The 26,312-nt window shown below is 39.9% G+C and carries 30 protein-coding genes; 23 read left to right on the top strand and 7 right to left on the bottom strand.

Going from position 1 to position 26,312, the window contains the following annotated elements:
- The 4 genes from QM382_RS04100 (at position 1) to pyrE (ending at position 3,907) form a co-directional block, all read left to right on the top strand.
- Positions 1-1,059, top strand: a complete 1,059-nt coding sequence (locus tag QM382_RS04100) for a UDP-N-acetylglucosamine--N-acetylmuramyl-(pentapeptide) pyrophosphoryl-undecaprenol N-acetylglucosamine transferase (protein WP_036755417.1) — start codon at positions 1-3, stop codon at positions 1,057-1,059.
- Positions 1,060-1,068: 9 nt separating this feature from the next.
- Entirely contained in the window at positions 1,069-2,334 is a 1,266-nt protein-coding gene (locus QM382_RS04095) for a cell division protein FtsQ/DivIB (protein ID WP_247921741.1), read from the top strand.
- 207 nt (positions 2,335-2,541) lie between these two features.
- A complete protein-coding gene (gene pyrF / locus QM382_RS04090) occupies positions 2,542-3,243 on the top strand; it encodes an orotidine-5'-phosphate decarboxylase (RefSeq protein WP_414272539.1) in 702 nt (233 codons plus the stop codon).
- Between the two features lie 31 nt (positions 3,244-3,274).
- Positions 3,275-3,907: an orotate phosphoribosyltransferase gene (gene pyrE / locus QM382_RS04085; RefSeq protein ID WP_036755409.1), complete on the top strand. Its 633-nt coding sequence runs from the start codon at positions 3,275-3,277 to the stop codon at positions 3,905-3,907.
- A gap of 63 nt (positions 3,908-3,970) precedes the next feature.
- Here pyrE and QM382_RS04080 read toward each other — a convergent pair whose 3' ends face one another.
- The 4 genes from QM382_RS04080 to QM382_RS04065 are packed head-to-tail and all read right to left on the bottom strand — an operon-like array spanning position 3,971 to position 6,932.
- The gene (locus QM382_RS04080) at positions 3,971-4,837 is read right to left on the bottom strand and encodes a cysteine ABC transporter substrate-binding protein (RefSeq protein ID WP_074324648.1); all 867 of its coding nucleotides are present in this window, start codon (positions 4,835-4,837) and stop codon (positions 3,971-3,973) included.
- Positions 4,838-4,855: 18 nt separating this feature from the next.
- Positions 4,856-5,614 (bottom strand): amino acid ABC transporter ATP-binding protein, encoded by a 759-nt coding sequence (locus QM382_RS04075; protein ID WP_414272538.1) that lies wholly within the window; start codon positions 5,612-5,614, stop codon positions 4,856-4,858.
- Entirely contained in the window at positions 5,615-6,292 is a 678-nt protein-coding gene (locus QM382_RS04070) for an amino acid ABC transporter permease (protein ID WP_414272537.1), read from the bottom strand.
- Positions 6,252-6,932 carry an amino acid ABC transporter permease gene (locus QM382_RS04065; protein WP_414272536.1) on the bottom strand — a complete coding sequence of 227 codons (681 nt, stop codon included), beginning with the start codon at positions 6,930-6,932 and terminating at the stop codon, positions 6,252-6,254. Before QM382_RS04065 ends, QM382_RS04070 begins: the two co-directional genes overlap by 41 nt.
- Before the next feature lie 207 nt (positions 6,933-7,139).
- Between QM382_RS04065 and QM382_RS04060 the strand changes: the two genes are divergently transcribed.
- The 7 genes from QM382_RS04060 to manA all read left to right on the top strand — a co-directional run bounded on the left by QM382_RS04060 (position 7,140) and on the right by manA (position 14,527).
- Positions 7,140-7,535, top strand: a complete 396-nt coding sequence (locus QM382_RS04060) for a CopY/TcrY family copper transport repressor (RefSeq protein ID WP_414272535.1) — start codon at positions 7,140-7,142, stop codon at positions 7,533-7,535.
- Positions 7,536-7,545: 10 nt separating this feature from the next.
- Positions 7,546-7,917, top strand: a complete 372-nt coding sequence (locus QM382_RS04055) for a cupredoxin domain-containing protein (RefSeq protein ID WP_414272534.1) — start codon at positions 7,546-7,548, stop codon at positions 7,915-7,917.
- A gap of 9 nt (positions 7,918-7,926) precedes the next feature.
- Positions 7,927-10,149, top strand: coding sequence for a heavy metal translocating P-type ATPase (locus QM382_RS04050; protein WP_414272533.1), 2,223 nt, complete (start codon positions 7,927-7,929; stop codon positions 10,147-10,149).
- A gap of 322 nt (positions 10,150-10,471) precedes the next feature.
- Positions 10,472-12,247 (top strand): pyruvate oxidase, encoded by a 1,776-nt coding sequence (gene spxB / locus QM382_RS04045; RefSeq protein ID WP_414272532.1) that lies wholly within the window; start codon positions 10,472-10,474, stop codon positions 12,245-12,247.
- Between the two features lie 109 nt (positions 12,248-12,356).
- Entirely contained in the window at positions 12,357-12,704 is a 348-nt protein-coding gene (locus QM382_RS04040) for a VOC family protein (RefSeq protein ID WP_414272531.1), read from the top strand.
- Between the two features lie 149 nt (positions 12,705-12,853).
- On the top strand, positions 12,854-13,432 hold the full coding sequence (locus tag QM382_RS04035; protein WP_414272530.1) for a DUF3592 domain-containing protein: 579 nt from the start codon (positions 12,854-12,856) through the stop codon (positions 13,430-13,432).
- Between the two features lie 150 nt (positions 13,433-13,582).
- A complete protein-coding gene (gene manA, locus QM382_RS04030) occupies positions 13,583-14,527 on the top strand; it encodes a mannose-6-phosphate isomerase, class I (protein ID WP_414272529.1) in 945 nt (314 codons plus the stop codon).
- Between the two features lie 242 nt (positions 14,528-14,769).
- Here the strand turns inward: manA and QM382_RS04025 are convergent, their stop codons facing one another.
- Genes QM382_RS04025 through QM382_RS04015 form a run of 3 tightly spaced genes read right to left on the bottom strand, consistent with a single transcriptional unit; the run spans position 14,770 to position 17,323 of the window.
- Positions 14,770-15,225, bottom strand: coding sequence for an 8-oxo-dGTP diphosphatase (locus QM382_RS04025; RefSeq protein ID WP_414272528.1), 456 nt, complete (start codon positions 15,223-15,225; stop codon positions 14,770-14,772).
- Between the two features lie 20 nt (positions 15,226-15,245).
- Positions 15,246-16,421: an NAD(P)/FAD-dependent oxidoreductase gene (locus tag QM382_RS04020; RefSeq protein ID WP_414272527.1), complete on the bottom strand. Its 1,176-nt coding sequence runs from the start codon at positions 16,419-16,421 to the stop codon at positions 15,246-15,248.
- A gap of 56 nt (positions 16,422-16,477) precedes the next feature.
- The gene (locus tag QM382_RS04015) at positions 16,478-17,323 is read right to left on the bottom strand and encodes a DegV family protein (RefSeq protein WP_303404924.1); all 846 of its coding nucleotides are present in this window, start codon (positions 17,321-17,323) and stop codon (positions 16,478-16,480) included.
- Positions 17,324-17,447: 124 nt separating this feature from the next.
- Here QM382_RS04015 and QM382_RS04010 point away from each other — a divergent pair, with 124 nt between their 5' ends.
- From QM382_RS04010 to rpsF, 12 genes are all read left to right on the top strand, one after another.
- Positions 17,448-18,005, top strand: coding sequence for a TetR/AcrR family transcriptional regulator (locus QM382_RS04010; protein ID WP_070677977.1), 558 nt, complete (start codon positions 17,448-17,450; stop codon positions 18,003-18,005).
- Between the two features lie 18 nt (positions 18,006-18,023).
- Complete coding sequence (locus QM382_RS04005; protein ID WP_263393848.1) at positions 18,024-18,491, top strand: deoxycytidylate deaminase; 468 nt, start codon at positions 18,024-18,026, stop codon at positions 18,489-18,491.
- An 88-nt stretch (positions 18,492-18,579) separates the two neighbouring features.
- The gene (gene upp, locus QM382_RS04000; RefSeq protein WP_004252365.1) at positions 18,580-19,209 is read left to right on the top strand and encodes a uracil phosphoribosyltransferase; all 630 of its coding nucleotides are present in this window, start codon (positions 18,580-18,582) and stop codon (positions 19,207-19,209) included.
- Between the two features lie 160 nt (positions 19,210-19,369).
- A complete protein-coding gene (gene clpP, locus QM382_RS03995) occupies positions 19,370-19,960 on the top strand; it encodes an ATP-dependent Clp protease proteolytic subunit ClpP (protein ID WP_414272526.1) in 591 nt (196 codons plus the stop codon).
- Positions 19,961-20,035: 75 nt separating this feature from the next.
- Complete coding sequence (locus QM382_RS03990) at positions 20,036-20,305, top strand: YlbG family protein (protein ID WP_414272525.1); 270 nt, start codon at positions 20,036-20,038, stop codon at positions 20,303-20,305.
- A gap of 88 nt (positions 20,306-20,393) precedes the next feature.
- Positions 20,394-21,554 carry an ABC transporter substrate-binding protein gene (locus tag QM382_RS03985; RefSeq protein ID WP_414272524.1) on the top strand — a complete coding sequence of 387 codons (1,161 nt, stop codon included), beginning with the start codon at positions 20,394-20,396 and terminating at the stop codon, positions 21,552-21,554.
- Between the two features lie 115 nt (positions 21,555-21,669).
- Positions 21,670-22,539 carry a branched-chain amino acid ABC transporter permease gene (locus tag QM382_RS03980; protein WP_004252371.1) on the top strand — a complete coding sequence of 290 codons (870 nt, stop codon included), beginning with the start codon at positions 21,670-21,672 and terminating at the stop codon, positions 22,537-22,539.
- Between the two features lie 3 nt (positions 22,540-22,542).
- The gene (locus QM382_RS03975) at positions 22,543-23,499 is read left to right on the top strand and encodes a branched-chain amino acid ABC transporter permease (protein ID WP_004252374.1); all 957 of its coding nucleotides are present in this window, start codon (positions 22,543-22,545) and stop codon (positions 23,497-23,499) included.
- A complete protein-coding gene (locus tag QM382_RS03970; protein ID WP_414272523.1) occupies positions 23,499-24,263 on the top strand; it encodes an ABC transporter ATP-binding protein in 765 nt (254 codons plus the stop codon). Before QM382_RS03975 ends, QM382_RS03970 begins: the two co-directional genes overlap by 1 nt.
- On the top strand, positions 24,263-24,973 hold the full coding sequence (locus QM382_RS03965) for an ABC transporter ATP-binding protein (protein WP_006151996.1): 711 nt from the start codon (positions 24,263-24,265) through the stop codon (positions 24,971-24,973). Before QM382_RS03970 ends, QM382_RS03965 begins: the two co-directional genes overlap by 1 nt.
- Before the next feature lie 261 nt (positions 24,974-25,234).
- Entirely contained in the window at positions 25,235-25,891 is a 657-nt protein-coding gene (locus QM382_RS03960) for a CBS domain-containing protein (protein WP_414272522.1), read from the top strand.
- 129 nt (positions 25,892-26,020) lie between these two features.
- Positions 26,021-26,311 (top strand): 30S ribosomal protein S6, encoded by a 291-nt coding sequence (rpsF, locus tag QM382_RS03955; protein ID WP_414272521.1) that lies wholly within the window; start codon positions 26,021-26,023, stop codon positions 26,309-26,311.
- The last annotated feature ends 1 nt before the right edge of the window (position 26,312 follow it).

Below are 26,312 nucleotides of genomic sequence, written 5' to 3'. Positions count from 1 at the left end.
ATGAAAAAAATAGTATTTACTGGTGGGGGAACGGTTGGACACGTTACCCTCAACCTTTTGTTAATGCCTAAGTTTATCGAAGATGGCTGGGAAGTCCACTATATTGGTGATAAAAATGGGATTGAGCATCATGAAATTCTCAAGTCAGGTTTAGATGTTACCTTCCATTCGATTGCAACAGGGAAATTACGTCGATATTTCTCATGGCAAAATATGGTTGACGTCTTTAAGGTTGCTTTTGGAATTCTTCAATCGCTCTTTATCATGCTTCGAGTTCGTCCACAAGCCCTCTTTTCTAAGGGTGGATTTGTATCTGTTCCGCCTGTTATCGCAGCGCGGGTATGCAGAGTACCAGTCTTCATCCACGAGTCTGATCTCTCTATGGGATTGGCCAATAAAATTGCCTATAAGTTTGCGACTAAGATGTACTCTACTTTCGAGCAAGCGTCTAGTCTCACTAAGGTAGAACATGTAGGAGCTGTGACCAAGGTTTCTGGTCCAGTTATGGAAGAACCTGAAGAAATGGTGGATATCCGAACTTCTTTCAACGACAAGTTACCAACTCTTCTTTTCGTCGGAGGTTCTGCTGGTGCGCGTGTCTTTAACCAATTAGTCACAGACCACAAGGAAGAGCTGACTAGTCGCTATAATATCATTAACCTGACAGGTGATGCTAGTTTAAATGAACTAAGTTCAAACCTCTACCGTGTTGACTATGCGACGGAACTCTATCAACCACTCATGAATATGGCTGATGTGGTCATCACTCGTGGTGGTGCCAATACGATTTTTGAACTCCTTGCTATGGCTAAATTGCACGTCATTGTACCACTGGGTCGTGAAGCCAGCCGCGGAGATCAGATTGAAAATGCAGCCTATTTTGTGAAGAAAGGCTATGCTGAGGAGTTGCAAGAGAGCGATTTGACTTTGTCAACTTTAGAAGAAAAAGTAAATCAACTCTTGACCAACAAAGAGATTTACCAAAACAAGATGAAGAATTCTCAGGAATTAAAATCTGTGGCAGATTTTTATGAGTTACTAAAAAAAGATTTATCATAAGGAAAATTGATGTCAAAGGATAAAAAGAATCAGGACACTCAAGGCAAGGAATTGTCAGAGTGGCAAAAACGAAATCAAGAATATCTTCAAAAAAAGGCTGAAGAAGAGGCGAAACGTGCCGAAGAAGAAGCTCGTGAAAAAGAAGAACAAGTATCAGAGTCTTCTGAAAGCATTCAAGAAGTGTCAGAATGGCAAAAACAACACCACGAGTATTTAAGCAAAAGAACGGAAGAAGAATCTACGAGTTCTGAAGAAGTGGACGAAGAATCCGAAAAATCTGAAGAGAAGGATTCGGATACTAGCGATGAGACTTCAAATGAAGAGAAAGATTCGGAGGAAACTCCTCAAGAAGACTCTAAGAGTCAGGATCAAGTAGAGAAAGAAAAAGCTGACGAAAAGGTTAAGAAACAGAAAAAGGTAAAAACCAAGAGTAAACCTCCAAAACCGGCCATTCCTTCTATACATATCTGGCGAGCAGTTACGATCCTCGTCCCTAGTTTTATAATCTTATTCTTGTCTATTTATCTACTAAGTCCTCTAGCTACAATGAAACATATTGAGGTTACGGGTACTGTTCAGACAAGTGCAGACCAAGTTAGAGAAGCGTCTGGCATTCGTGACAGTGACTATACAATCAGCTTGCTCTTAAATAAAGATAAGCATGCGGAAATGGTCAAATCAAATCACTGGATTGAATCGGCTAAGATAGTTTATCAATTCCCAGTTCACTTTACTATTGAAGTTAAAGAATTTGAAATTGTAGCCTATTCAGTTTCAGGAGATAACTATTATCCAATCTTATCTAGTGGAAGCATTGAATCAACTGCCGTTAGTTCTGATAACTTACCTGAGAAATACATATCTGTTTTATTTAACGATGAGGAACAGATTAAAACCCTAATTTCTCAGTTAAATGAAGTTAGTCCAGAAATTAAGCAAGAGATTGAGAAGATTGAACTTGCACCAAGTAAGGTAACAAGTGACCTTCTAAAGATTACCATGTATGATACTGACGAGATTTTGGTGCCATTATCAGAACTAGGGAAGAAGTTACCTTACTATAGTAAGATAAAACCACAGTTGACAGTTCCTAGTGGTATTGACATGGAGGTCGGTATCTATAGCTATAGTCTAGTGGATAAGGCTCTGGATGACGAAAGAGTCAAAGCCAAAGAAGAGGAAAAGAAGAAGCAGGAAGAAGAGAAGAAAAAACAAGCTGAGCAAGGAAATCAAGATCAAACAACACAGACGACTCAAACAACACAGAGTCGCTAAGTTTCAGATGATTCGTTCAGTTACTGTTTTTTACTTGACAAGTACCGCTTTAAATAATAGAATAGTAAAAAACCTTTAAAGCAGTCCAGAGAGGCAGCTAAGGTTAGACGGTGAAAGGGTGGAGACTACCCATTTTTCGTGGAACCTTGCTGTAGGCAGGTTCCTTTTTTCATGCTCTCTAGCTCACAAAGGTAAAAGGAGAAAAGTATGCGCGAAGCTCGTCCAGTTATTGCTCTTGATTTTCCAAGTTTTGAGGCAGTCAAGCAATTTTTAGCTCTTTTTCCAGCAGGAGAGAGCCTCTATCTAAAGGTAGGTATGGAACTCTATTATGCTACAGGACCTGAGATTGTATCTTATCTGAAAGGTTTGGGACATAGCGTCTTTCTGGATCTTAAACTCCATGATATTCCCAATACGGTCAAATCAGCCATGAAGGTCTTGTCTCATCTTGGCGTTGATATGACAAACGTTCATGCAGCAGGTGGCGTAGAGATGATGAAAGCTGCGCGTGAAGGCCTTGGGAAAGAAGCCAAATTGATTGCTGTCACTCAGTTAACTTCAACCTCTGAGGAGCAAATGAGAGACTTTCAAAATATTCAAACCAGTCTTCAAGAATCGGTTATTCACTATGCCAAGAAAACTGCTGAAGCGGGATTAGATGGTGTGGTTTGTTCAGCTCAGGAAGTGAAGCTCATCAAGGAAGCTACAAGTCAAGACTTTATTTGTCTGACACCAGGCATCCGTCCATCAGGAGCTGTTCTTGGGGACCAAAAGCGAGTCATGACACCAGCAGATGCCTATCAAATTGGTAGTGACTATATCGTTGTCGGACGCCCAATCACTCAAGCTACTGATCCAGTAGTAGCTTATCATGCTATCAAGGATGAATGGACACGAGACTGGAAATAAGAATAAAGTTTAAAATACAAAGGAGAATCCCATGACACTTGCTAAAGACATTGCTAGCCATCTATTGAAAATTCAAGCCGTATATCTCAAACCAGAAGAGCCCTTCACTTGGGCATCGGGCATTAAATCACCGATTTATACAGACAATCGTGTGACGCTTGCTTATCCAGAGACACGTACCTTGATTGAGAATGGTTTTGTAGAAGCCATCAAGGCAGAATTCCCTGAGGTAGAAGTGATTGCAGGAACAGCGACTGCGGGTATACCACACGGTGCCATCATCGCTGATAAGATGAATCTACCCTTTGCTTATATCCGCAGCAAACCAAAAGACCACGGAGCAGGAAACCAAATCGAAGGCCGTGTAGCTCAAGGTCAAAAAATGGTCGTTGTTGAAGATTTGATTTCAACTGGGGGTTCGGTTCTTGAAGCTGTAGCAGCTGCGAAACGTGAAGGAGCAGATGTGCTTGGTGTCGTGGCTATCTTCAGCTATCAATTACCAAAAGCAGATAAAAACTTTGCGGATGCTGGTGTCAAACTAGTGACTCTTTCAAACTACAGCGAGCTCATCCACCTAGCCCAAGAAGAAGGCTACATCACACCAGAAGGACTTGACCTCCTCAAACGCTTTAAAGAAGACCAAGAAAATTGGCAAAATGCTTAAGGTATATAAAAATCAGGTAACCCTTAGGGTTACCTGATTTCTTTTTGTTACATTTATTAGATGTTAGTCAACTTTTCCACCTTCAACAACAAGGTCATCTGCTTTAGCCGCATCACCGTATGTTGGGTGAAGTGTTTTTTCATAGGCCTTGTGGAAGAAGTTTTCTTTACCTAATTTTTCGATTTCTTGGTTGATGTAGTCAAGAAGTTCTTGGTTACCCTTTTGGACTGCTGGTGCAATAGTATCTGGATCACCTAGAGAAGAAATTCCTACCTCATATCCTTTATTTTCAAGCGCCCAAGCTAGAACTTCAGTATTGTCAGTAGAGAAGGCATCTCCACGTCCATCAAGAAGGGCTTGGTAGGCATCGCTATATTGGTCGTATTTTTGGAGTTTTACTTCTGGGTGATTTTTCTCAAAGTAAGTTTCAGCAGTAGTTCCTTTTGTAACAATCAAGGTTTTGCCTTCAAGTTCTTTAACGTCCTTGATGACTTTATCTTTTGGTGATACAACACCGAGAGAAACTTTCATGTAAGGAAGGGCAAAGTCAACTTGTTTCTTACGTTCGTCAGTAACTGTAAAGTTAGCCAGGGTGATATCAACTTTGTTTGAAATCAAGTATTCAGCACGGTTGGCAGCATCGACAGAAACGTATTTGACCTTTACACCAAGATCTTGTGCTAATTGGTTACCTAGTTCGATATCATAACCTTGGTAAGAACCGTCGTTGTCAACATAACCAAATGGTTTTTTGTCTCCAAATACCGCGATTCGAAGTTCACCACTTTTCTTAATTTCATCAATAGTACGAGCTTTGGCAGTTGCTTTTGTAGATGAAGCATCAGAGCTTCCACCTGAACTACAAGCTGTGACGAAGATAAGCGCAAATGCTAGAGCAAAAACAGTTAGAATTGGTTTAAGTAGTTTCATAATAATCTCCTTTGTTGATTATAGATATGAGCCAAACTGGCTAAAGTCAAAGACGTTTAAAAATTCTTGTGCTCGTTTTGTTTGTGGATTTGTGAAGAATTCTTGAGCAGTTCCTTCTTCAGTAATTTTTCCCTGGTCTAGAAAGATGATGCGATCCGCAATTGCTTGGGCAAACTGCATTTCATGGGTTACCAGTATCATGGTACGCCCTTCTTGTGCTAAGTCATTGATAAGCTCTAGGACCTCACGCACCATTTCTGGATCCAGTGAAGCAGTTACTTCGTCAAAGAGGATAATTTCTGGATGCATGAGAAGTGCACGAACGATGGCTACCCGTTGCTTTTGTCCTCCGGATAATTGACGAGCGAAGCTATGTTTTTTGTCTAGAAGTCCGACACGTTCCAGTAGTTGCAGAGCTTCTTCCGTTACTTCTTTTTTGTCTCTCCCCTGAGCCTTGATAGGTCCTAGGATGAGGTTTTGAAGGACATCTAGGTGAGGAAAGAGTTCATAACTTTGAAAGACCATACCGATCTTTTGGCGAACCAGGTGAAAATCTTTTTTATTTTCAACGATGGACTGACCATCAAGCAGGATATCTCCTCCTTGAATACTTTCTAAACCATTGAGGCAGCGAAGTAGCGTACTTTTACCACAACCAGATGGTCCTAGGATGACGACGACTTCTCCCTTTTTAATATCTAGGGAAAGTCCTTGGAGGATTGGATTGTCTCCGAAGGATTTTTTTAGTTCCTTGATTTCTAAAATAGTTTCAGACATTTAGTTCCTCCAATGTTTTTCTAGATGAGTAGATAGTTTGGAAATAGGGAAGCAAACTGCGAAATACAAGACTAGGATGGTTCCATATATCCAAAAGGAAGCGGTTGGGATGGTTAAGCGATTGCTATCAATGATTTGTTGTCCAACCTTGGTAACCTCAACAACTCCAATCAAAACAACCAAGGAAGTCGTTTTGATCATACGAGTGACAAGATTGATGGCTTGCGGTAGAAGCCTTCTCAAAACTTGAGGGATAATGATATGGTAGTAGAGTTGTACTTTAGTTAAGCCAAGCGCTTGTCCGCTCTCAAACTGATGTTTAGGCAAGGAAGTGATAGCGCCACGAACCAAGTCACCCATCTCAGCTGTTCCCCAGAGGGTGAAAACGATAATAGCAGAAGTTTCCCCAGAGATATTGATATTAAAGTTTCGAGCTAAGCCAAAGTAAACGATGAAAAGGAGCACTAGCTGCGGCATAATCCGGATAAATTCTAGATATAAGCGTGTCAATAAGCGAATCACTCTAGAATGAGAGGTCATGATAATTCCCATAACCGTTCCGAAAATTATGGATAAGAAGACAGACAGGATAGAAATCCCAATTGTGACTCCCAATCCCTGTAAAATTCTCAAGAGATTATTTCCCTGAAAGAGTACTTGCATTCCCGAATCCTGCATGACGGAGCCTCCTTTCTATCCAACTAAAGACTAGTGAAATAGGTAGAAGCATGATAAGGTAAGCAACCACCAACATGGCTAGTGCGATATCTGTTTCATAGTAGAGTCCAATCAAATCCTTAGCAACATACATTAGGTCAGCAAGGGCGACTGCCGAAAAGACAGAAGTTTCCTTGATGAGGAAAATAACATTGGCGCTAAAGGATGGTAGAGCAACCGCAGTCGCTTGTGGAAGGACCACGTAGCGAAATACCTGAAATGGAGTAAGCCCAATGGCTAAACCGATTTCATGCTGGGTTTGACTGACTGCTTCTAGCCCGCTACGGAAGGATTCTGCCATGTAGGAACCACCTAAGAAGATGAGCCCGATTGTTGCACAGACTTCTGAAGAGAGAACAATCCCTATTCGAGGTAGACCGAAGTAGAGAAAGAAAAGTTGTATCAAAAGGGGTGTATTTCGTGACAATTCTATATAGGCTGTTGCCAGTTGGGAGAAAACAGGAACGCGGTAATGCCGGATGACGCTGACGATGAGCCCCAGCAAAAAAGAACCTAGAATTCCCCAGACTGCAATATGCAAGGTCAGAAAAAAAGCCTTTTGATAGAGTGGTAGATATTGTTCAACAATGGACCAATCCAAAAGTAGAACCTCCTATTTAGGAAAATAATACAGTTATTGTAGCATTAAAATAGAACTTTGAATAATATGTATTTTTTATCACAATGATAGACAAAATCTATTGGAAAGGGAAATTTTAAAATTTTTAGGAAATTTAGTTGACAAATGTAGATTTTGAGAGTATACTGATAATTGTAATTGACAAATGTAGATTTTGGAGGTGTGCTGATGCAGATTTCGGATGCAGAATGGCAGGTCATGAAGATTATCTGGATGCAGGGGGAGCAGACCAGTACTGATCTCATAAAAGTATTAGAGAAAAGGTTCAGTTGGTCCAAATCCACGATCCAGACACTCTTGGCCCGTCTGGTTGAGAAAGAATGTTTGACTCGGGAAAAACAGGGCAAGTCCTTTATCTATTCAGCGTTGTTGACGCAGGAAGATAGTAGGAAGTTACTTGTCCAGGATATCAAAGATAAGGTTTGTTCCCGCAGGATCAAGCAGTTACTTGCTGATTTGATCAAAGAATGTGACTTTACCCTAGCTGACTTGGAAGGCTTGGAAGAAGTGATTTCAAAGAAAAAAGCAAGTGCTGTAACAGAAGTAAGATGTAATTGTATGTAAAGGAGACGCTATGTTAAATCTATTTGTATCTATTGTTGTTTTAGGAATGATTGCTTTTATCATCTTTTGGTTTTTCAAAAAACCGCAAGAAGATGCTAAGAGAGCCCAGCAAAAAAATGGCTATCAAGAAATTCGAGTGGAAGTCATGGGGGGATACACTCCAGGAACTATTATCCTCAAAAAATCGCAACCTGCTCGCATTATTTTTGATCGAAAAGATCCTTCACCTTGCTTGGATCAAATCGTTTTTCCAGACTTTGGAGTGCATGCAGATCTGCCTATGGGAGACCAATATGTGGTTGAAATCACACCTGAAGAAGCAGGTGAGTATGGTTTCTCTTGTGGCATGAACATGATGCACGGTAAGATGATTGTAGAATAGGAGAAGAATATGACTGAAATTGTAAAAGCAAGCCTTGAAAATGGTGTGCAAAAAATTCGTATCACGGCAGACAAAGGCTACCATCCAGCCCACATTCAACTGCAAAAAGGGATTCCTGCTGAGATTACCTTTCATCGTGTGGCACCATCAAACTGTTATAAAGAGATTCTCTTCGAAGAAGAAGGACTTCTAGAACCAATCGCTCAAGACGAGGAAAAAGTCATTCGCTTTACGCCTCAAGAATTGGGTGAGCATGAATTTTCATGCGGCATGAAGATGCAAAAGGGAACCTATACCGTTGTTGAAAAAACTAAAAAATCTCTAAGCCTTTCACAGCGTTTTTGGATTACTAGTATCTTTACTGTGCCTCTTGTGATTCTCATGATTGGGATGTCTACAGGAGGAATTAGTCACCAAGTCATGCGTTGGGGCACCTTTTTAGCCACAACACCCATTATGCTGGTAGCTGGAGTTCCATATATCAGAAGCGCCTGGGCTAGTTTTAAAAAGCACAATTCCAACATGGATACCTTGGTTGCTCTGGGAACCCTAGTGGCCTATTTCTATAGCTTAGTTGCCCTCTTCACTGGTCTGCCCGTTTACTTTGAAAGTGCTGCATTTATCCTCTTCTTCATTCTTTTGGGAGCAGTTTTTGAGGAAAAAATGCGAAAAAATACTTCGCAGGCAGTCGAAAAATTATTAGACCTACAAGCAAAAACAGCAGAGGTTTTGCGTGATGATGCTTATGTTCAAATCCCTCTAGAGCAAGTCAAAGTTGGGGATCTCATTCGCGTTCGACCAGGTGAAAAAATTGCCGTTGATGGGATTGTCTTAGAAGGTGAAACGAGTATTGATGAATCAATGGTGACTGGGGAAAGTATTCCAGTCGATAAATCAGTTGGAGATGCTGTCATTGGTTCAACCATCAATAATAGCGGTACGATCATCTTTAGAGCTGAAAAAGTTGGTTCTGAGACTATGCTGGCTCAGATTGTGGACTTTGTGAAAAAAGCGCAAACGAGTCGTGCTCCTATTCAAGATTTGACAGACAAGATTTCTGGGATTTTTGTACCAGCAGTTGTCATTTTAGGACTTCTTACTTTTTGGGTCTGGTTTGTTTTACTTGGAGATAGCTTTGTGACTTCACTTCTCTATGGAGTTGCTGTTTTGATTATTGCTTGTCCTTGTGCACTAGGACTCGCGACACCGACAGCACTCATGGTTGGAACAGGACGAAGTGCCAAGATGGGGATTCTTCTCAAAAATGGTACAGTTTTACAGGAAATCCAAAAAGTCCAAACGGTTGTTTTTGATAAGACAGGAACCTTGACCGAAGGGAAGCCAGTAGTGACAGATGTTATTGGCGATGAAAGAGAAGTGCTAAGTTTGGCTGCTTCACTGGAAGATGTATCTCAACACCCGCTAGCTCAAGCTATTGTTAATCGTGCATCTGAACTAGGAATTAGCCTTTACCCAGTGGAAAACTTCCAAGCCTTGCATGGAAAAGGTGTGACTGGGATTATTAATGGTAAACAAGTCTTGCTGGGTAATGCTAAACTTTTAGCTGACCTTGCTATTCCACATGATTATCAAGAACGATTTGATTTGCTTGAGAAAGAAGCAAAAACAGTTGTCTTCCTATCCGTAGATGGTCAGTTAAAAGGCTTAATTGCCTTGCAGGATGTCCCTAAGGAAACTGCTCAAGAAGCTATTGCTAAATTGAAAAAACGTGGTCTTAGAACGGTCATGCTTACCGGAGATAATGCTGGAGTAGCGCATGCGATTGCAGAGCAAATTGGAATCGAGGAAGTGATCGCAAATGTCTTGCCAGAGGAAAAGGCACATGAAATTCACAAGCTTCAAAAGAATGGCAAATTGGCCTTTGTTGGAGATGGTATCAATGATGCTCCGGCCCTCAGTGTAGCGGATGTTGGAATTGCCATGGGCTCTGGAACAGATATTGCCATTGAATCAGCAGATCTTGTCCTTACAACCAATAATTTACTAGGATTGGCACGTGCTTTTGATATGAGTAAGAAGACCTTTAATCGTATTCTACTCAATCTTTTCTGGGCTTCTATCTATAACCTCATTGGTATTCCGATTGCAGCAGGAGTTTTTTCAGGACTTGGTTTAGTACTCAATCCAGAACTTGCAGGATTGGCCATGGCCTTTAGTTCAGTATCTGTTTTAATCAGCTCTCTTATGCTTAATTTTACTAAAGTCGATTAATACTCTTCGAAAATCTCTTCAAACCACGTCAGCTTCACCTTGCCGTACTCAAGTACAGCCTGCGGCTAGCTTCCTAGTTTGCTCTTTGATTTTCATTGAGTATAAAAAAGCGGTCTTAACCGCTTTTTTCTATTCTAAAACAGATTTTCAAAACGCTTCCAAACTGTACTGTAATAGAGAATGAAAGTTTCTGAGCACATTCTTATGAATCTGAAAACAAATGTGATAAATTAGGATTGTAAATTTACTGAATCGTTTTCAAATAACATATAAAAGCGTTTTTTGTAAAAATATGAAATTATTTTGAAGGAGAGTTATCATTATGACTCAAGGGAAAATTACTGCATCTGCAGCAATGCTCAACGTATTGAAAACATGGGGCGTAGATACTATCTACGGTATCCCATCAGGAACACTCAGCTCATTGATGGACGCTTTGGCTGAAGACAAAGATATCCGTTTCTTGCAAGTTCGTCACGAAGAAACAGGTGCTCTTGCAGCGGTTATGCAAGCTAAATTTGGCGGATCTATCGGTGTTGCAGTTGGTTCAGGTGGACCTGGTGCAACTCACTTAATCAACGGTGTTTACGATGCAGCTATGGATAACACTCCATTCCTTGCTATCCTTGGATCACGTCCAGTTAACGAATTGAACATGGATGCCTTCCAAGAATTGAACCAAAACCCAATGTACAACGGTATCGCTGTTTACAACAAACGTGTAGCTTACGCAGAGCAATTGCCAAAAGTAATCGACGAAGCTTGCCGTGCTGCCGTTTCTAAAAAAGGTCCAGCTGTTGTTGAAATCCCAGTAAACTTCGGTTTCCAAGAAATCGACGAAAACTCATACTACGGTTCAGGTTCATACGAGCGTTCATTCATCGCTCCTGCTTTGAACGAAGTTGAAATCGACAAAGCTGTTGAAATCTTGAACAATGCTGAACGCCCAGTGATCTACGCTGGTTACGGTGGTGTTAAAGCTGGTGAAGTAATCACTGAATTGTCACGTAAAATCAAAGCACCAATCATCACAACTGGTAAAAACTTCGAAGCTTTCGAATGGAACTACGAAGGTTTGACAGGTTCTGCTTACCGTGTTGGTTGGAAGCCAGCCAACGAAGTGGTCTTTGAAGCAGACACAGTTCTTTTCCTTGGTTCAAACTTCCCATTTGCTGAAGTATACGAAGCATTCAAGAACACTGAAAAATTCATCCAAGTGGATATCGACCCATACAAACTTGGTAAGCGTCACGCCCTTGACGCTTCAATCCTTGGTGATGCAGGTCAAGCAGCTAAAGCTATCCTTGATAAAGTAAACCCAGTTGAGTCTACTCCATGGTGGCGTGCAAACGTGAAGAACAACCAAAACTGGCGCGATTACATGAACAAACTCGAAGGTAAAACTGAGGGTGAATTGCAATTGTATCAAGTTTACAATGCAATCAACAAACATGCTGATCAAGACGCTATCTACTCAATCGACGTAGGTGACACTACTCAAACATCTACTCGTCACCTTCACATGACACCTAAGAACATGTGGCGTACATCTCCACTCTTTGCGACAATGGGTATTGCCCTTCCTGGTGGTATCGCTGCTAAGAAAGACAATCCAGATCGCCAAGTATGGAACATCATGGGTGACGGTGCATTCAACATGTGCTACCCAGACGTGATCACAAACGTTCATTACGACCTTCCAGTTATCAACGTTGTCTTCTCAAATGGTAAATATGCCTTCATCAAGGACAAATACGAAGACACAAACAAACACTTGTTTGGTTGTGACTTCCCTAATGCTGACTATGCGAAAATCGCTGAAGCGCAAGGTGCTGTAGGATTTACAGTTGACCGTATCGAAGACATCGATGCAGTTGTTGCAGAAGCTGTTAAATTGAACAAAGAAGGTAAGACAGTTGTGATCGATGCCCGCATCACACCACACCGTCCACTTCCAGTAGAAGTACTTGAATTGGATCCAAAACTTTACTCAGAAGAAGCTATCAAAGCCTTCAAGGAAAAATACGAAGCTGAAGAGCTTGTACCATTCCGCCTCTTCTTGGAAGAAGAAGGATTGCAATCACGCGCAATTAAATAATTCCTCTCGTCGAAAATCAAAAGTAAACATTGTAGATTTTATGCATTGATTTTCTTAGAGAGAAACTTAAAAGATCGGAGCAATCCGGTCTTTTTGTGGAGGACAGTAAATGAATTTAAATCAATTAGATATTATCGTGTCAGATGTTCCCCAAGTCTGTGCTGAATTAGAGAGTATCTTGGATAAAAAGGCGGACTATGTTGATAACAGTTTTGCTCAGTTCACGATTGGCAGTCACTGTCTCATGTTATCCCAAAATCATTTGATTCCTTTGGAAAATTTTCAGTCAGGAATCATTCTACACATTGAGGTTGAGGATGTCGACCAGAACCAAAAGCGGTTAAAAGAGATTGGTGTTGAGATTTTACACGGTATTTGTGAAACGGATTGGGGAACAGAATCCCTGTTAGTTGAAGGCCCTGCTGGTCTAGTCATTGATTTTTATCGTATGAAATAGGATGCCTAGTCATTTGAAGTTAACCTTAATGATTCTTAAAACAGAATATGAGAATATAAACTATTAAAAGATCGGAGCAATCCGGTCTTTTTCTTTTTATGTCTTTTCTGTTAAAATAGATGCATCATGATATTTTAAGGAGAAAAAAGATGCCAACAACTTTCTTTCTATTATTTGGCTTAATGATGTTAGGCTTTGCTGTTTTTACTTATTTTATGTTCGACATTTTTATCTTTAGTAATTACAGAAATGCCAAGAGATGCACCGAAAGAACGGAAGGAGTTATTATCCGATATTCCTATACTCTTTATAACGGAATTAGTCTCCCAGTGGTTGAGTACACTGTTGATGGGAACCGATACAAGGTTTTAGGGCCGAAATTTCTATATGCGATTTCAAATACAATCAGTACTCCCTTAGGTTCAATCGTATCTGATGTCAAAATGGATAATTTTGAAGATGGGGAAATTCCTCAGGTTTTAAGATACAAGATTTATAGGAACAGTTTCATCTCTTTAACAAAATCACCTTTAATGGAACGATTTCCAATTGGAGGAAAGGTAACTGTTTATTATGATCCTAAGAAACCAAAACATTCCTATGTAGAAAGACCTTTAAAACCAGGTCGTTACGCATGGCTGACTAAATGTTTAGTTTATTTCCTTGTTTTTCTGATGGTTGCTCTAGCTTTCTTTATAGTGTTCATTCTTCCAAATCTTGTGAACTAAGAGTTTCTGGTAGATTTTTCAAAAGTATGAAATCCATATCGTTACTATTTTTATAAAATCTTCTCCCTACTTTATAAGATATGAAAAAGAGTTCAACTGGAACTCTTTTTTTGCTATAATGAAGGGAGAAAAATCAGACAGGAGATTAACATGTCAGAACCGTTATTTTTAAATTCTGTAATGCAAGAAAAAATCTGGGGTGGGACTAAACTACGTGATGAGTTTGGCTACGACATCCCAAATGAAAAGATTGGTGAGTATTGGGCGATCTCAGCTCATCCAAATGGAGTGTCTAAGGTAGCTAATGGCCGCTATGAAGGAACAGACCTAGCTACTTTGTATGAGGAACACCGTGAGTTGTTTGGCAACCGTCCTGAGCCTGTATTTCCACTCTTGACCAAAATCCTCGATGCCAATGACTGGCTCAGTGTCCAAGTTCACCCAGACGATGCTTATGGACTAGAGCACGAAGGCGAGCTTGGAAAAACAGAGTGCTGGTATATCATCGCAGCAGATGAAGGTTCAGAGATTATCTACGGTCACAATGCTAAGTCTAAGGAAGAACTTCGCCAGCAAATCGAAGCTAAAGACTGGGATGGTCTATTAACAAAAGTCCCTGTCAAGGCTGGAGATTTCTTCTATGTACCAAGCGGAACCATGCACGCTATCGGGGCAGGCATCTTGATTCTTGAAACGCAACAGTCTAGTGATACAACTTACCGTGTCTATGACTTTGACCGCAAAGATGATAATGGTAACTTGCGTGAACTTCACCTCGAAAAATCAATCGATGTTTTGAATATTGGTGAGCCTGCAAATAGCCGTCCTGTGACTGTCAAAGCAGATGATTTGCGTTCAACTTTACTTGTCTCTAATGAATTCTTTGCTGTCTACAAGTGGGAAATCACAGGAAAAGTTGAATTTGAGAAGACGGCTGATTACAGCTTGTTGAGTGTCTTGGCTGGTCAAGGGAAACTGACTGTAGACGGAAAAGATTATCCATTTCAAAAAGGTAGCCACTTTATCTTGCCAAGTGATGTTGAAGCTTGGACCTTGGAAGGGCAAGGTCTAGAATTGATTGTTAGCCACCCATAAAAAGAAAAGACTTGAGAGATATTCTCAAGTCCTTTTTTGTATTTACATAAATTGGGCAATAAAAACTACGTTGATGATGATTGGTATGATATAACGAAGAAGGAAGAGCCAAACTTGGAAAAGTATTTATCTTCAAGTTTTTTAAGAATAAGTCATGGTTTCTAGGAAAGATTATCTTATATGGATAAAGATGAAATTTCAAATAAGCAAAAATCGGCGGAGCTACTTCTGCTGATTTACTGTTATTTGAGTTGGTAAGACCAGTCTTCCCCATCCTTATAGTAAAAGAACTCACTGAGATCTTCTTCAAGAAAAACACGAAGCATATCAGACATATCCTCAGTAGCCAGTTTAAGATGAGATAGATTTTCAAAAGCCTCCCACCAGACTTTTCCTTCGTCTGAAGATTGGAGCTCACCAGTAAAGTGTTCTGTTTTGTAAAAGAGGACAACATAACGATAGTCCTCGTCATCATACCAATCTTTGATACCACAGAGTTGAGGATTAGAAATGGTCAGACCAGTTTCTTCCTTCACTTCGCGAATGACAGCATCGACAAAGGATTCGCCACGTTCAACATGGCCACCAGGAAAAGTAATGCCAGACCAGTTAGGACTAACTCGGTCTTGAACTAGAACCTTGTCCCCATTTTTAATCATACACATGTTAACAAATTCGACTGATTCTCTTCTGTTCATAGGCTTCTCCTTCGTATTTTTTAATCATAATGTAGACTTCCTGCCACCCATCCGGTGCAGAGGGCAGAAGTGATGTTAAAGCCACCTGTGTGGGCATTGATATCTAGTACCTCGCCAGCAAAGTGAAGTCCAGGAACCAATTTACTTTCCAGTGTTTTAGGATTGATTTCCTTGAGACTAACACCTCCCTTAGTCACAAAGGACTTGGCCAAGGACATTTTGCCAGTTACGGGAATTTTAAGAACTTTGATAGACTGGACAAGTTGGTCGTGTTCTTTTTCTGTTAGTTGTTTGACTTTTTCCGGATAGCCTTGTACCAAGAATTCTGCCAAGCGTTCCGGGAGCAAAGTCTTCAAGGCATTTTTTAGGGATTTTTCACGGTTTTCTTCTAGAAGATTTACTAAGTCGCCTTCAGAAAGTTGTGGCAAGACATCTAAAGAGAGGATTTCGCCACCCTTGACAAAGCTAGACATACGCAAAGCAGCAGGACCAGATAAACCAAAGTGGGTAAAGAGCAGATCATGAGTAATGACGTACTTGCCATAACTGAGAGTCACATCATCTAGGGAAATTCCCTGCAAGGCTTTATGCGGGAAATCCGTTAATAAGGGACTTTCAGCAGCCTCAAGTTCGGTAATGGTGTGTTTGAAGTGGCGAGCGATATCGTGGCCAAAACCAGTCGAACCAGTGGAAGGATAGGACTTGCCACCTGTTGTGACGATGAGTTTATCACAAGTGAAGGTTTGGTCTGCGGACTTAAGGACAAACTGGTCGTCTATCTTTTTAACAGAAACAATCTCTGTTTGAGTGGCAATTTGCCCGCCTAGTTCCGTAATTTTTTTCTCCAGAGCCTCGATTATGGTACGAGATTTATCGCTGGCTGGAAAGACACGGCCGTGGTCTTCGACCTTGAGTTTGACTCCATTATCCGTGAAAAAATTAATGATATCATGGTTATCAAACTGGGAGAAGACACTGTAAAGAAATCGCCCATTTCCAGGTATTCCAGCTAGTAGGTCATCTAGAGTTCCGTTGTTAGTTACATTACAACGACCACCACCTGTACCAGCTAATTTTTTTCCAAGTTTCCGATTTTTTTCAATGAGAAGGGTTTTCTGCCCGTAAAAGCTACTGGAAATCGTAGCCATCATACCAGCAGGGCCTCCTCCGATGACAATAGTATCAAAATGTTTCATAAGAGTATTGTACCATAAAAAAACAAGAGATGATTAGACATCTCTTGTCAGATTTATTAGTTGATTTCGTATCCCATGAGGAGCCCGCCTTCTTCCGCATAGAAACTGCAGAGTCCAGAAGTTGGGATGACTTTAATGTCAGCTTGTGGGTATTTTTCTCGTAAGAGCTCTGAGAGCTGTTGGCAGAATTTTTCATTGCTACGATGAGCCATGACGATACGCCCACCAGCGTAGCCAGCTTTGATTAACTCTTCATAAGCAGCCTGAAGGGACTTTTTAGCACCACGAGCCTTTTGGAGTAGTTCCAATGTTCCGGTTTCACTTGCTTCCCCAACCATTCGAATATTTAGGAGTCCGACAACCGCACCAATAAGCTTGCTTAAACGACCGTTTTTAACCAGGTTATCCACTTTAGCAAGAACGAACAACAACTTCGTTTTTTCTTGGTAAGTAGTAATAACTTCAACCACTTCTTCAAAAGAAAGTCCTTGGTTGATCAAGCCATTGATCTTTTCAACGATTAAGTCAACTTCCCCACCAGCTGATAAGCTATCGATGACATGAATCTGAGTATCAGGGTGTTCTTCGAGATAGATATTCTTAGCTAATTGAGCACTATTGTGGCTACCAGAGAGAGTTCCAGTGATAGTCACTACAAAAATATGTTTTGCACCTTCGAATGCTCGTAAGTAATCATCAGGACTAGGGCAGGCTGATTTTGAAGCTTCAGAAGTCGCATACATAGTTTCCATCATCTTATCGATATCCAGATTGGCATCATCGACAAAGACTTGATCTGCTACCTGAATCTTTAAGGGAACACTGACAAATTCAGTATCAAAAGCGGGGTTTGCCAGTTGACGATAATCACAACCAGAGTCAGCTACAATCTTCCAAGTCATAGAAATTCTCCATCTTTATCACTTATACATTGACAAAGGTTCTGTCTTTTTTTACAATTATATCATGAAAGCCCTTGAAACAAAAGTAGTACCTCTCTGTTGTCACAAGTAGAAAGAAATTGTTATGTCTGAACGTAAAATATCTGAAAAATCGCTTGAAAATCTTAGAAAATCAAATCAAGAATCTAATTTGCTAACCAGAGAAGCGATTGAAACAGCTCTTTTGCAACTCTTGGAGAAAAAAGAATTGGCTAAGATTAGTATTTCTGAGTTAGTCAAGCGTGCTGGCGTTTCTCGTGCAGCCTTTTATCGAAATTATGAATCCAAAGAAGAAATTTTAGAAAGTGTCTTTAAACGTAGCGTCCATAATATCATGGAGCAACTAAGTCATTACGATGTTAAAACAGACCTTTATCTCGTATGGGTTCACCTCTTTAGAGAAGCCAAGAAAGAAGCTAAGGTTATTCAGCTTGCCTTGGACTATCACTTAGAAAAAATCTTTGTGCAAGCTATGCAAGAATTTCTAGAAAAATACTATGGAAAATCAAAAGGAGTCAGCTCTTACCTGCATTCTTTTTGGAGTTCTGCCATCGTATCAGTTTTGCTCAAATGGATCAAGGATGGGATGAAGGTTCCCGCTGAAAAAATTGCAGATCTGCGCTTGCCATTTTTCAAAAAATAAATCAAGAGGAGAGAAGTTATGACTGAAAAAAGACTGGCTTGGGATGAGTACTTCGCTGCTCAAGCCCTATTGATTGCTAATCGGTCGACCTGTAAACGTGCCAAGGTAGGAGCTGTTTTAGTCAAGGACAATAAGGTTATTTCGACCGGCTATAATGGATCAGTGTCGGGGACAGAGCATTGTATTGATCATGACTGTCTTGTGATTGAGGGGCACTGTGTCCGTACCCTTCATGCAGAAGTAAATGCCATTTTACAAGGGGCAGAACGTGGCGTTCCAAAAGGATTTACAGCATATGTTACACATTTCCCATGCCTCAATTGTACCAAACAATTACTTCAAGTAGGATGCGAGCGTGTTGTGTATATCAATCAATACCGCATGGACGATTATGCTCAGTATCTTTATCAAGAAAAAGGGACAGAATTAACACATTTACCACTTGAAACTGTTCAAACAGCACTTCAAGAAGCAGATTTGATATAGAAATATAAAAAAATAAATGGTTTAGAAAGATTTTTAAACCATTTTTTGGTATAATAAGTAGAATAAATTGAAAGAAGGAATTCAGAAAATGGGAAAACTTGAAGTTATTAATCATCCACTGATTCAACACAAATTGTCAATCTTGCGTCGAACTGACACTTCTACAAAAGCTTTTCGTGAGCTAGTTGATGAAATTGCAATGTTGATGGGATATGAAGTACTTCGTGATCTTCCACTTGAAGACGTAGAAATCGAAACACCAATCACAAAAACTGTTCAAAAACAATTGGCTGGTAAAAAATTGGCGATTGTCCCAATCTTGCGTGCTGGTATTGGTATGGTTGATGGACTATTGAGTTTGGTTCCAGCAGCTAAAGTTGGTCACATTGGTATGTACCGTGATGAAGAGACCCTTCAACCAGTAGAATACTTGGTAAAATTACCTGAAGATATTGACCAACGTCAAATTTTTGTAGTTGATCCTATGCTTGCAACAGGTGGATCAGCGATTTTGGCTGTTGACTCCCTCAAAAAACGTGGTGCTTCAAACATCAAGTTTGTCTGCCTTGTATCAGCTCCAGAAGGTGTGAAGGCACTTCAAGCAGCACACCCTGATGTAGAAATCTTTACAGCAGCTTTGGATGAACGCTTGAACGAACATGGTTACATCGTTCCAGGTCTTGGAGACGCTGGAGACCGCTTGTTCGGAACAAAATAAGATTCTAAAGTGATATTGAGACTAAAGCCTAGTCTTAGCTTTGAAAGGAGGTTGAATTTTTGTATCTGTTAGTAGGATAGAGCAAAAATTTGACCTTTTTTGACCAAAAATATATAATAATCCTATTAACAAAGAAATTAGAAATCAAAAGGAGAAATGAATGATTCCTGTAGTTATTGAACAAACAAGTCGTGGAGAACGCTCGTATGACATTTACTCACGTCTTCTTAAGGACCGCATTATCATGTTGACTGGACCAGTCGAAGACAATATGGCAAACTCAGTTATCGCCCAATTGCTTTTCTTGGATGCTCAAGATAGTACAAAAGATATTTACCTTTATGTAAACACTCCTGGAGGTTCTGTATCAGCTGGTTTGGCAATCGTTGATACTATGAACTTTATCAAGGCAGATGTCCAAACTATCGTTATGGGAATGGCAGCCTCAATGGGAACAATTATCGCTTCAAGTGGAGCAAAGGGTAAACGTTTCATGCTTCCAAATGCAGAATACATGATTCACCAACCAATGGGTGGTACAGGTGGTGGTACTCAGCAGACTGATATGGCCATCGCTGCTGAACACTTACTTAAAACTCGTAAGACTTTGGAGCAAATCCTAGCAGATAACTCTGGCAAATCTATTGAGCAAATTCATAAAGATGCTGAACGTGATTACTGGATGAGCGCTCAAGAAACTCTTGACTACGGTTTTATTGATGAAATTATGGCCAATAATTCTTTGAATTAAACTACTAAAGCAAGCTCGACTGAGCTTGTTTTTTTTGATATAATAGAAGGAAGATTGTAAGAAGGAAGTTGAATTATGTTTCAAAAAGAGAATCGGTCTGGTCTGATTATCTATTTATACTATAATCGCGATGTTAAAAAACTCGCAAATTATGGTGATATTTGTTACCACTCAAAAAAACATCGTTACCTACAACTTTATGTCCCAACAGAGGAAGTAGAAGAGCTGGTAAATCGTTTAGGAAAAGAGAAATTTATCAAGAAAGTGAGAGTTTGTCATATTCAAGAATTGGAAACTCCTTTCGTTGGGAACCTATATAAAACTAGCGAAAACGTTATCATTTAAAAAACTGAGAGAAACTTGTTGACAATTTTCTGATAATTCGGTATATTCTTAACATGTAATTTAAATTGAACATTAAAAGGAGATAAACATGAAGAAAAAATTTGCATTGTCACTTGTAGCTCTTGCAAGTACAGCTCTTTTAGCAGCTTGTGGGGAAGTGAAGTCAGGAGCTTCAAACACAACTGGTAACCCAATTGATGAAAAAGTTGTAAAAATTGGTTTCAACTTCGAAGAAACTGGTGCTGTAGCATCTTACGGTACTTCTGAGCAAAAGGGTGCTCAACTTGCAGTTGATGAAATCAACGCAGCAGGTGGTATCGATGGAAAACAAATCGAAGTAGTCGACAAAGATAACAAATCTGAAACTGCTGAAGCTGCTTCTGTTTCAACAAACCTTGTGACTCAATCTAAGGTAGCAGCTATCGTAGGACCTGCGACATCAGGTGCAACTGCAGCGGCAGTAGCAAATGCTACACAAGCTGGAGTTCCATTGATTTCTCCAAGTGCTACTCAAGATGGTTTGACAAAAGGTCAAGATTTCCTCTTCATCGGAACATTCCAAGATAGTTTCCAAGGAAAAATCATCTCAAACTACGTTTCAAACAAATTGAACGCTAAGAAAGTGGTCTTGTATACAGATAACTCAAGTGACTACGCTAAAGGTATTGCAAAATCTTTCCGTGATTCATTCAAAGGTGAAATCGTAGCAGACGAAACATTTGTATCAGGTGATACAGACTTCCAAGCAGCTTTGACAAAAATCAAAGATAAAGACTTTGATGCAATCGTATTGCCAGGTTACTATACAGAAGCTGGTAAGATTGTAAACCAAGCTCGTGGTATGGGAATTGATAAACCAATCATCGGTGGTGACGGATTTAACGGTGCAGAATTTGTTCAACAAGCAACTGCTGAACGTGCATCAAATATCTACTTCATCTCAGGATTCTCAACGACTGTTGATGTTTCAGATAAAGCAAAAGCCTTCCTTGAAGCTTATCGTGCAAAATATAATGAAGATCCTTCAACATTTGCAGCTCTTGCTTATGACTCAGTTTACCTTGTAGCTAATGCAGCAAAAGGTGCAAAAACTTCAGTTGATATCAAGAACAATCTTGCTAAAACACAAAACTTCGAAGGTGTTACAGGTCAAACAAGCTTTGATGCAGATCACAACACTGTGAAAACAGCCTTCATGATGACCATGAATAATGGTAAAGTAGAAGCGGCAGAAGTCGTAAAACCTTAATCTTATAGATATCGTAAATGGGGAATGAGCTTTTACTCACTCCCTGTTTCGGTATTTATAAAGGGATTATTTTTTTATAAAATCCTAAAAATAAAACTTAGAAAGAGTGAACCATATGCTTCAACAACTTGTCAATGGTTTAATCTTGGGTAGTGTCTATGCCTTGCTAGCCCTGGGTTATACTATGGTTTATGGAATTATCAAGCTGATTAACTTTGCCCACGGTGATATCTATATGATGGGTGCTTTCATGGGTTATTTCTTGATTAATGCCCTCCATTTAAATTTCTTTTTAGCCTTAATTTTGTCCATGATTGGTTCAGCTATTCTCGGCGTAATCATCGAGTTTCTAGCCTACCGTCCACTCCGACATTCAACTCGTATCTCTGTATTGATTACTGCTATCGGGGTATCCTTCTTACTTGAGTATGGAATGGTCTATCTAGTAGGTGCCAATACACGTGCCTTCCCTCAAGCAATCCAAACAGTTCGTTATGACTTGGGTCCAATCAGTCTAACAAATATTCAATTGTTGATTTTGACGGTTTCGATTGTTTTGATGATTCTTTTGCAACTCATCGTGCAAAAAACAAAAATGGGGAAAGCCATGCGTGCCGTATCTGTAGATAGTGATGCAGCTCAGTTAATGGGGATCAACGTAAACCGTACAATCAGTTTCACCTTTGCCTTAGGTTCAGCTCTGGCTGGTGCAGCAGGTGTCTTGATTGCCCTTTACTACAACTCTCTTGAACCATTGATGGGAATGACTCCGGGTATTAAATCATTCGTGGCTGCCGTTTTAGGTGGAATCGGTATTATTCCTGGTGCAGCTCTTGGAGGTTTTGTAATCGGACTATTGGAAACTTTTGCAACAGCCTTCGGAATGTCAGATTTCCGTGATGCTATCGTGTACGGAATCTTGCTATTGATCTTGATTGTTCGTCCAGCTGGTATCCTTGGTAAGAATGTGAAAGAGAAGGTGTAAACAATGAAAGAAAATTTAAAAGTTAATATTCTCTGGTTGCTCCTTTTGTTGCTTGGATATGGTGTGATTAGCTTATTAGTTTCGTTTGGTATTTTAAACCTTTTCCATATTCAGATTTTAGAACAAATCGGTATCAATATTATTCTTGCAGTAGGACTTAACCTTATCGTTGGTTTTTCTGGTCAATTTTCTCTTGGACATGCTGGGTTCATGGCTATCGGTGCCTATGCAGCAGCCATTATTGGTTCTAAATCTCCAACTTATGGTGCCTTTTTTGGAGCTATGTTGCTTGGTGCTATCATTGCTGGTTTGGTTGCCTTGGTCGTTGGAATTCCTACCCTTCGTTTGAAGGGGGACTACCTTGCAGTTGCGACACTTGGGGTTGCTGAAATTATCCGTATCCTAATCGTCAATGGTGGTGATTTAACAAACGGAGCTGCTGGTATCCTTGGTATTCCAAACTTTACTAATTGGCAAATGGTATACATTTTTGCCGTGATTACGACAATTGCAACGCTGAATTTCCTTCGTAGTCCAATCGGTCGTTTAACCTTGTCTGTTCGTGAAGATGAAATTGCAGCTGAATCTGTCGGGGTCAATACAACAAAAATCAAAATTATCGCATTTGTCTTTGGAGCTATGACTGCAAGTATTGCAGGTTCCCTTCAAGCAGGATTTATCGGTTCTGTTGTGCCAAAAGATTATAGCTTTATCAACTCTATCAACGTTTTAATTATCGTTGTATTTGGTGGCTTGGGATCAATTACAGGAGCAATTGTCGCTGCGATTGTTCTTGGTATTTTGAATATGTTCCTTCAAGATGTGGCTAGCGTTCGTATGATTATCTATGCTTTGGCCTTGGTACTCGTTATGATTTTCAGACCAGGTGGTCTTCTTGGAACCTGGGAATTGAGCCTATCAAGACTCTTTAAAAAAGGTAAGAAGGAGGGACAAAACTAATGGCATTACTTGAAGTAAAACAGTTAACCAAGCATTTTGGTGGTCTGACTGCTGTTGGAGATGTAACTCTAGAATTGAACGAAGGTGAACTTGTTGGCTTGATTGGACCGAACGGAGCTGGGAAAACAACTCTTTTCAACTTGCTGACAGGAGTTTATGAACCAAGCGAAGGAACAGTAACCTTAGATGGCCACTTATTAAATGGTAAGCAACCTTATAAAATCGCATCTCTTGGTTTAGGGCGTACCTTCCAAAACATTCGTCTCTTTAAAGACTTGACAGTTTTGGATAACGTTCTTATTGCATTTAGTAACCATCACAAACAACATGTTTTTGCAAGTTTCTTGCGTTTACCAGCTTTTTATAAGAATGAACAAGAATTGAAAGCCAAAGCTTTAGAATTACTAAAAATCTTTGATTTAGATGGTGATGCTGAAACCTTAGCTAAAAACTTAGCCTATGGCCAACAACGTCGTTTGGAAATTGTTCGTGCCCTTGCCACTGAACCTAAAATCCTCTTCTTGGATGAGCCTGCAGCAGGTATGAACCCACAAGAAACTGCAGAATTGACTGAGTTGATTCGTCGCATCAAGGATGAATTCAAGATCACTATCATGCTGATTGAACATGATATGAACTTGGTCATGGAAGTCACTGAACGTATCTACGTACTTGAGTACGGTCGTTTGATTGCTCATGGGACACCAGATGAAATCAAGAACAATAAACGAGTTATCGAAGCTTATCTTGGAGGTGAAGCCTAATGTCTATGTTAAAAGTTGAAAACCTCTCAGTACACTACGGCATGATTCAAGCTGTACGTGATGTGAGCTTTGAAGTCAATGAAGGGGAAGTTGTTTCTCTTATCGGTGCTAACGGTGCTGGTAAAACAACTATCCTTCGTACCCTATCAGGCCTTGTTCGTCCAAGCTCTGGTCGAATTGAATTTTTGGGACAAGAAATCCAAAAGATGCCTGCGCAAAAGATTGTGGCATCAGGACTTTCTCAAGTACCAGAAGGACGTCATGTCTTCCCTGGTTTGACTGTTTTGGAAAACTTGGAGATGGGAGCCTTTCTTAAGAAAAATCGTGAAGAGAATCAAGCAAATTTGAAGAAAGTCTTCTCTCGTTTCCCTCGTTTGGAAGAACGTAAAAATCAAGATGCGGCTACTCTATCTGGTGGTGAACAGCAGATGCTTGCCATGGGACGTGCACTCATGTCAACGCCTAAACTACTTTTATTAGATGAACCATCAATGGGTCTTGCTCCGATTTTTATCCAAGAAATTTTTGATATCATCCAAGATATTCAAAAACAAGGAACAACAGTTCTCTTGATTGAGCAAAATGCTAATAAAGCACTAGCTATCGCTGACCGAGGATATGTTCTTGAAACAGGAAAGATTGTCCTATCAGGAACAGGAAAAGAACTCGCAGCATCAGACGAAGTCAGAAAAGCATATCTAGGTGGCTAAAAAGGTCTGGGGGACCTTTTTAGTCGGCGGATAAAAATTGCGTCAGCAATTAACATCTAGTCTGGGGGACCTTTTTAGTCGGCGGATAAAGATTGCAAAGCAATCATACAATCTACATAAGTATAAGATTAAGGGCTCTAAGTTGAGCTCTTTTTCGTAAAGTCCTTCAGATTTTTCTGAATCTTGAAAAAGAAATGAAAGCGTTTGATAGCTTTCCGTAAAAAGTGTATAATAAAACTATAAACATAAAGGAGATTTCCTATGGCAGTTAAAGATTTTATGACACGCAAGGTCGTTTATATCAGTCCTGATACAACTGTTGCACACGCAGCAGATTTGATGCGCGAACAAGGCTTGCACCGTCTCCCTGTTATTGAGAATGATAAATTAGTAGGCTTGGTAACAGAAGGGACAATCGCTGAAGCTAGTCCTTCAAAAGCGACTAGTCTTTCAATCTTCGAGATGAATTATCTGCTTAATAAGACCAAAGTAAAAGACGTCATGATTCGAGATGTTGTTACTGTCTCAGGCTATGCAAGTTTAGAAGATGCAACTTATCTCATGCTTAAAAATAAGATTGGTATTTTGCCAGTTGTTGACAATGGACAATTGTATGGAGTCATTACAGATCGTGATGTATTCAGTGCCTTTCTTGAAATCGCTGGTTATGGGGAAGAGGGAATCCGTGTTCGTTTTATCACAGAAAATGAAGTTGGAGTTTTAGGTAAGATTGTTTCTTTAATCGTTGAGGAAAATCTTAATATTTCTCATACCGTTAACATTCCACGTAAAGATGGTAAAATTGTTATTGAAGTTCAAATTGAGGGAAGCATTGATCTTTCATCATTGAAAAATAAATTCGAGGATGAAAATATTCTCGTAGATGAAATTACAAAAACTTCTGCAAAAAAACTCTAAAAAGAAAAATATAACTTACTTTAAGCTTGCGAAAAAAACTTTTTTCTAGTATAATAGTTTATTGTGAGCAAACCTCACTTACCCCTTGCAAAGGCTTGGGGTCATTAGACCAAAAGGAGGAACATATCAATGGCTAAATACGAAATTCTTTATATCATTCGTCCAAACATTGAAGAAGAAGCGAAAAACGCTTTGGTAGCACGTTTTGACGCTATCTTGACTGACAACGGTGCAACTGTTGTTGAATCAAAAGATTGGGAAAAACGTCGTCTTGCATACGAAATCCAAGATTTCCGTGAAGGACTTTACCACATCGTTAACGTTGAAGCAAACGATGACGCAGCTCTTAAAGAGTTTGACCGTCTTTCAAAAATCAACGCTGACATTCTTCGTCACATGATCGTCAAACTTGACGCGTAAG

The sequence above is a fragment of the Streptococcus infantis genome, assembly GCF_047465185.1.
GTDB lineage: Bacteria > Bacillota > Bacilli > Lactobacillales > Streptococcaceae > Streptococcus > Streptococcus infantis_O.
This window is presented reverse-complemented; position numbering and strand designations above follow the sequence as displayed.

Bases quoted from the DNA above. Each gene is read 5' to 3' on its own strand.
- QM382_RS04100 (WP_036755417.1), top strand. From the start codon at position 1: ATGAAAAAAATAGTATTTACTGGTGGGGGAACGGTTGGACACGTTACC.
- QM382_RS04095 (WP_247921741.1), top strand. From the start codon at position 1,069: ATGTCAAAGGATAAAAAGAATCAGGACACTCAAGGCAAGGAATTGTCA.
- pyrF (WP_414272539.1), top strand. From the start codon at position 2,542: ATGCGCGAAGCTCGTCCAGTTATTGCTCTTGATTTTCCAAGTTTTGAG.
- pyrE (WP_036755409.1), top strand. From the start codon at position 3,275: ATGACACTTGCTAAAGACATTGCTAGCCATCTATTGAAAATTCAAGCC.
- QM382_RS04080 (WP_074324648.1), bottom strand. From the start codon at position 4,837: ATGAAACTACTTAAACCAATTCTAACTGTTTTTGCTCTAGCATTTGCG.
- QM382_RS04075 (WP_414272538.1), bottom strand. From the start codon at position 5,614: ATGTCTGAAACTATTTTAGAAATCAAGGAACTAAAAAAATCCTTCGGA.
- QM382_RS04070 (WP_414272537.1), bottom strand. From the start codon at position 6,292: ATGCAGGATTCGGGAATGCAAGTACTCTTTCAGGGAAATAATCTCTTG.
- QM382_RS04060 (WP_414272535.1), top strand. From the start codon at position 7,140: ATGCAGATTTCGGATGCAGAATGGCAGGTCATGAAGATTATCTGGATG.
- QM382_RS04055 (WP_414272534.1), top strand. From the start codon at position 7,546: ATGTTAAATCTATTTGTATCTATTGTTGTTTTAGGAATGATTGCTTTT.
- QM382_RS04050 (WP_414272533.1), top strand. From the start codon at position 7,927: ATGACTGAAATTGTAAAAGCAAGCCTTGAAAATGGTGTGCAAAAAATT.
- spxB (WP_414272532.1), top strand. From the start codon at position 10,472: ATGACTCAAGGGAAAATTACTGCATCTGCAGCAATGCTCAACGTATTG.
- QM382_RS04040 (WP_414272531.1), top strand. From the start codon at position 12,357: ATGAATTTAAATCAATTAGATATTATCGTGTCAGATGTTCCCCAAGTC.
- QM382_RS04035 (WP_414272530.1), top strand. From the start codon at position 12,854: ATGCCAACAACTTTCTTTCTATTATTTGGCTTAATGATGTTAGGCTTT.
- manA (WP_414272529.1), top strand. From the start codon at position 13,583: ATGTCAGAACCGTTATTTTTAAATTCTGTAATGCAAGAAAAAATCTGG.
- QM382_RS04025 (WP_414272528.1), bottom strand. From the start codon at position 15,225: ATGAACAGAAGAGAATCAGTCGAATTTGTTAACATGTGTATGATTAAA.
- QM382_RS04020 (WP_414272527.1), bottom strand. From the start codon at position 16,421: ATGAAACATTTTGATACTATTGTCATCGGAGGAGGCCCTGCTGGTATG.
- QM382_RS04015 (WP_303404924.1), bottom strand. From the start codon at position 17,323: ATGACTTGGAAGATTGTAGCTGACTCTGGTTGTGATTATCGTCAACTG.
- QM382_RS04010 (WP_070677977.1), top strand. From the start codon at position 17,448: ATGTCTGAACGTAAAATATCTGAAAAATCGCTTGAAAATCTTAGAAAA.
- QM382_RS04005 (WP_263393848.1), top strand. From the start codon at position 18,024: ATGACTGAAAAAAGACTGGCTTGGGATGAGTACTTCGCTGCTCAAGCC.
- upp (WP_004252365.1), top strand. From the start codon at position 18,580: ATGGGAAAACTTGAAGTTATTAATCATCCACTGATTCAACACAAATTG.
- clpP (WP_414272526.1), top strand. From the start codon at position 19,370: ATGATTCCTGTAGTTATTGAACAAACAAGTCGTGGAGAACGCTCGTAT.
- QM382_RS03990 (WP_414272525.1), top strand. From the start codon at position 20,036: ATGTTTCAAAAAGAGAATCGGTCTGGTCTGATTATCTATTTATACTAT.
- QM382_RS03985 (WP_414272524.1), top strand. From the start codon at position 20,394: ATGAAGAAAAAATTTGCATTGTCACTTGTAGCTCTTGCAAGTACAGCT.
- QM382_RS03980 (WP_004252371.1), top strand. From the start codon at position 21,670: ATGCTTCAACAACTTGTCAATGGTTTAATCTTGGGTAGTGTCTATGCC.
- QM382_RS03975 (WP_004252374.1), top strand. From the start codon at position 22,543: ATGAAAGAAAATTTAAAAGTTAATATTCTCTGGTTGCTCCTTTTGTTG.
- QM382_RS03970 (WP_414272523.1), top strand. From the start codon at position 23,499: ATGGCATTACTTGAAGTAAAACAGTTAACCAAGCATTTTGGTGGTCTG.
- QM382_RS03965 (WP_006151996.1), top strand. From the start codon at position 24,263: ATGTCTATGTTAAAAGTTGAAAACCTCTCAGTACACTACGGCATGATT.
- QM382_RS03960 (WP_414272522.1), top strand. From the start codon at position 25,235: ATGGCAGTTAAAGATTTTATGACACGCAAGGTCGTTTATATCAGTCCT.
- rpsF (WP_414272521.1), top strand. From the start codon at position 26,021: ATGGCTAAATACGAAATTCTTTATATCATTCGTCCAAACATTGAAGAA.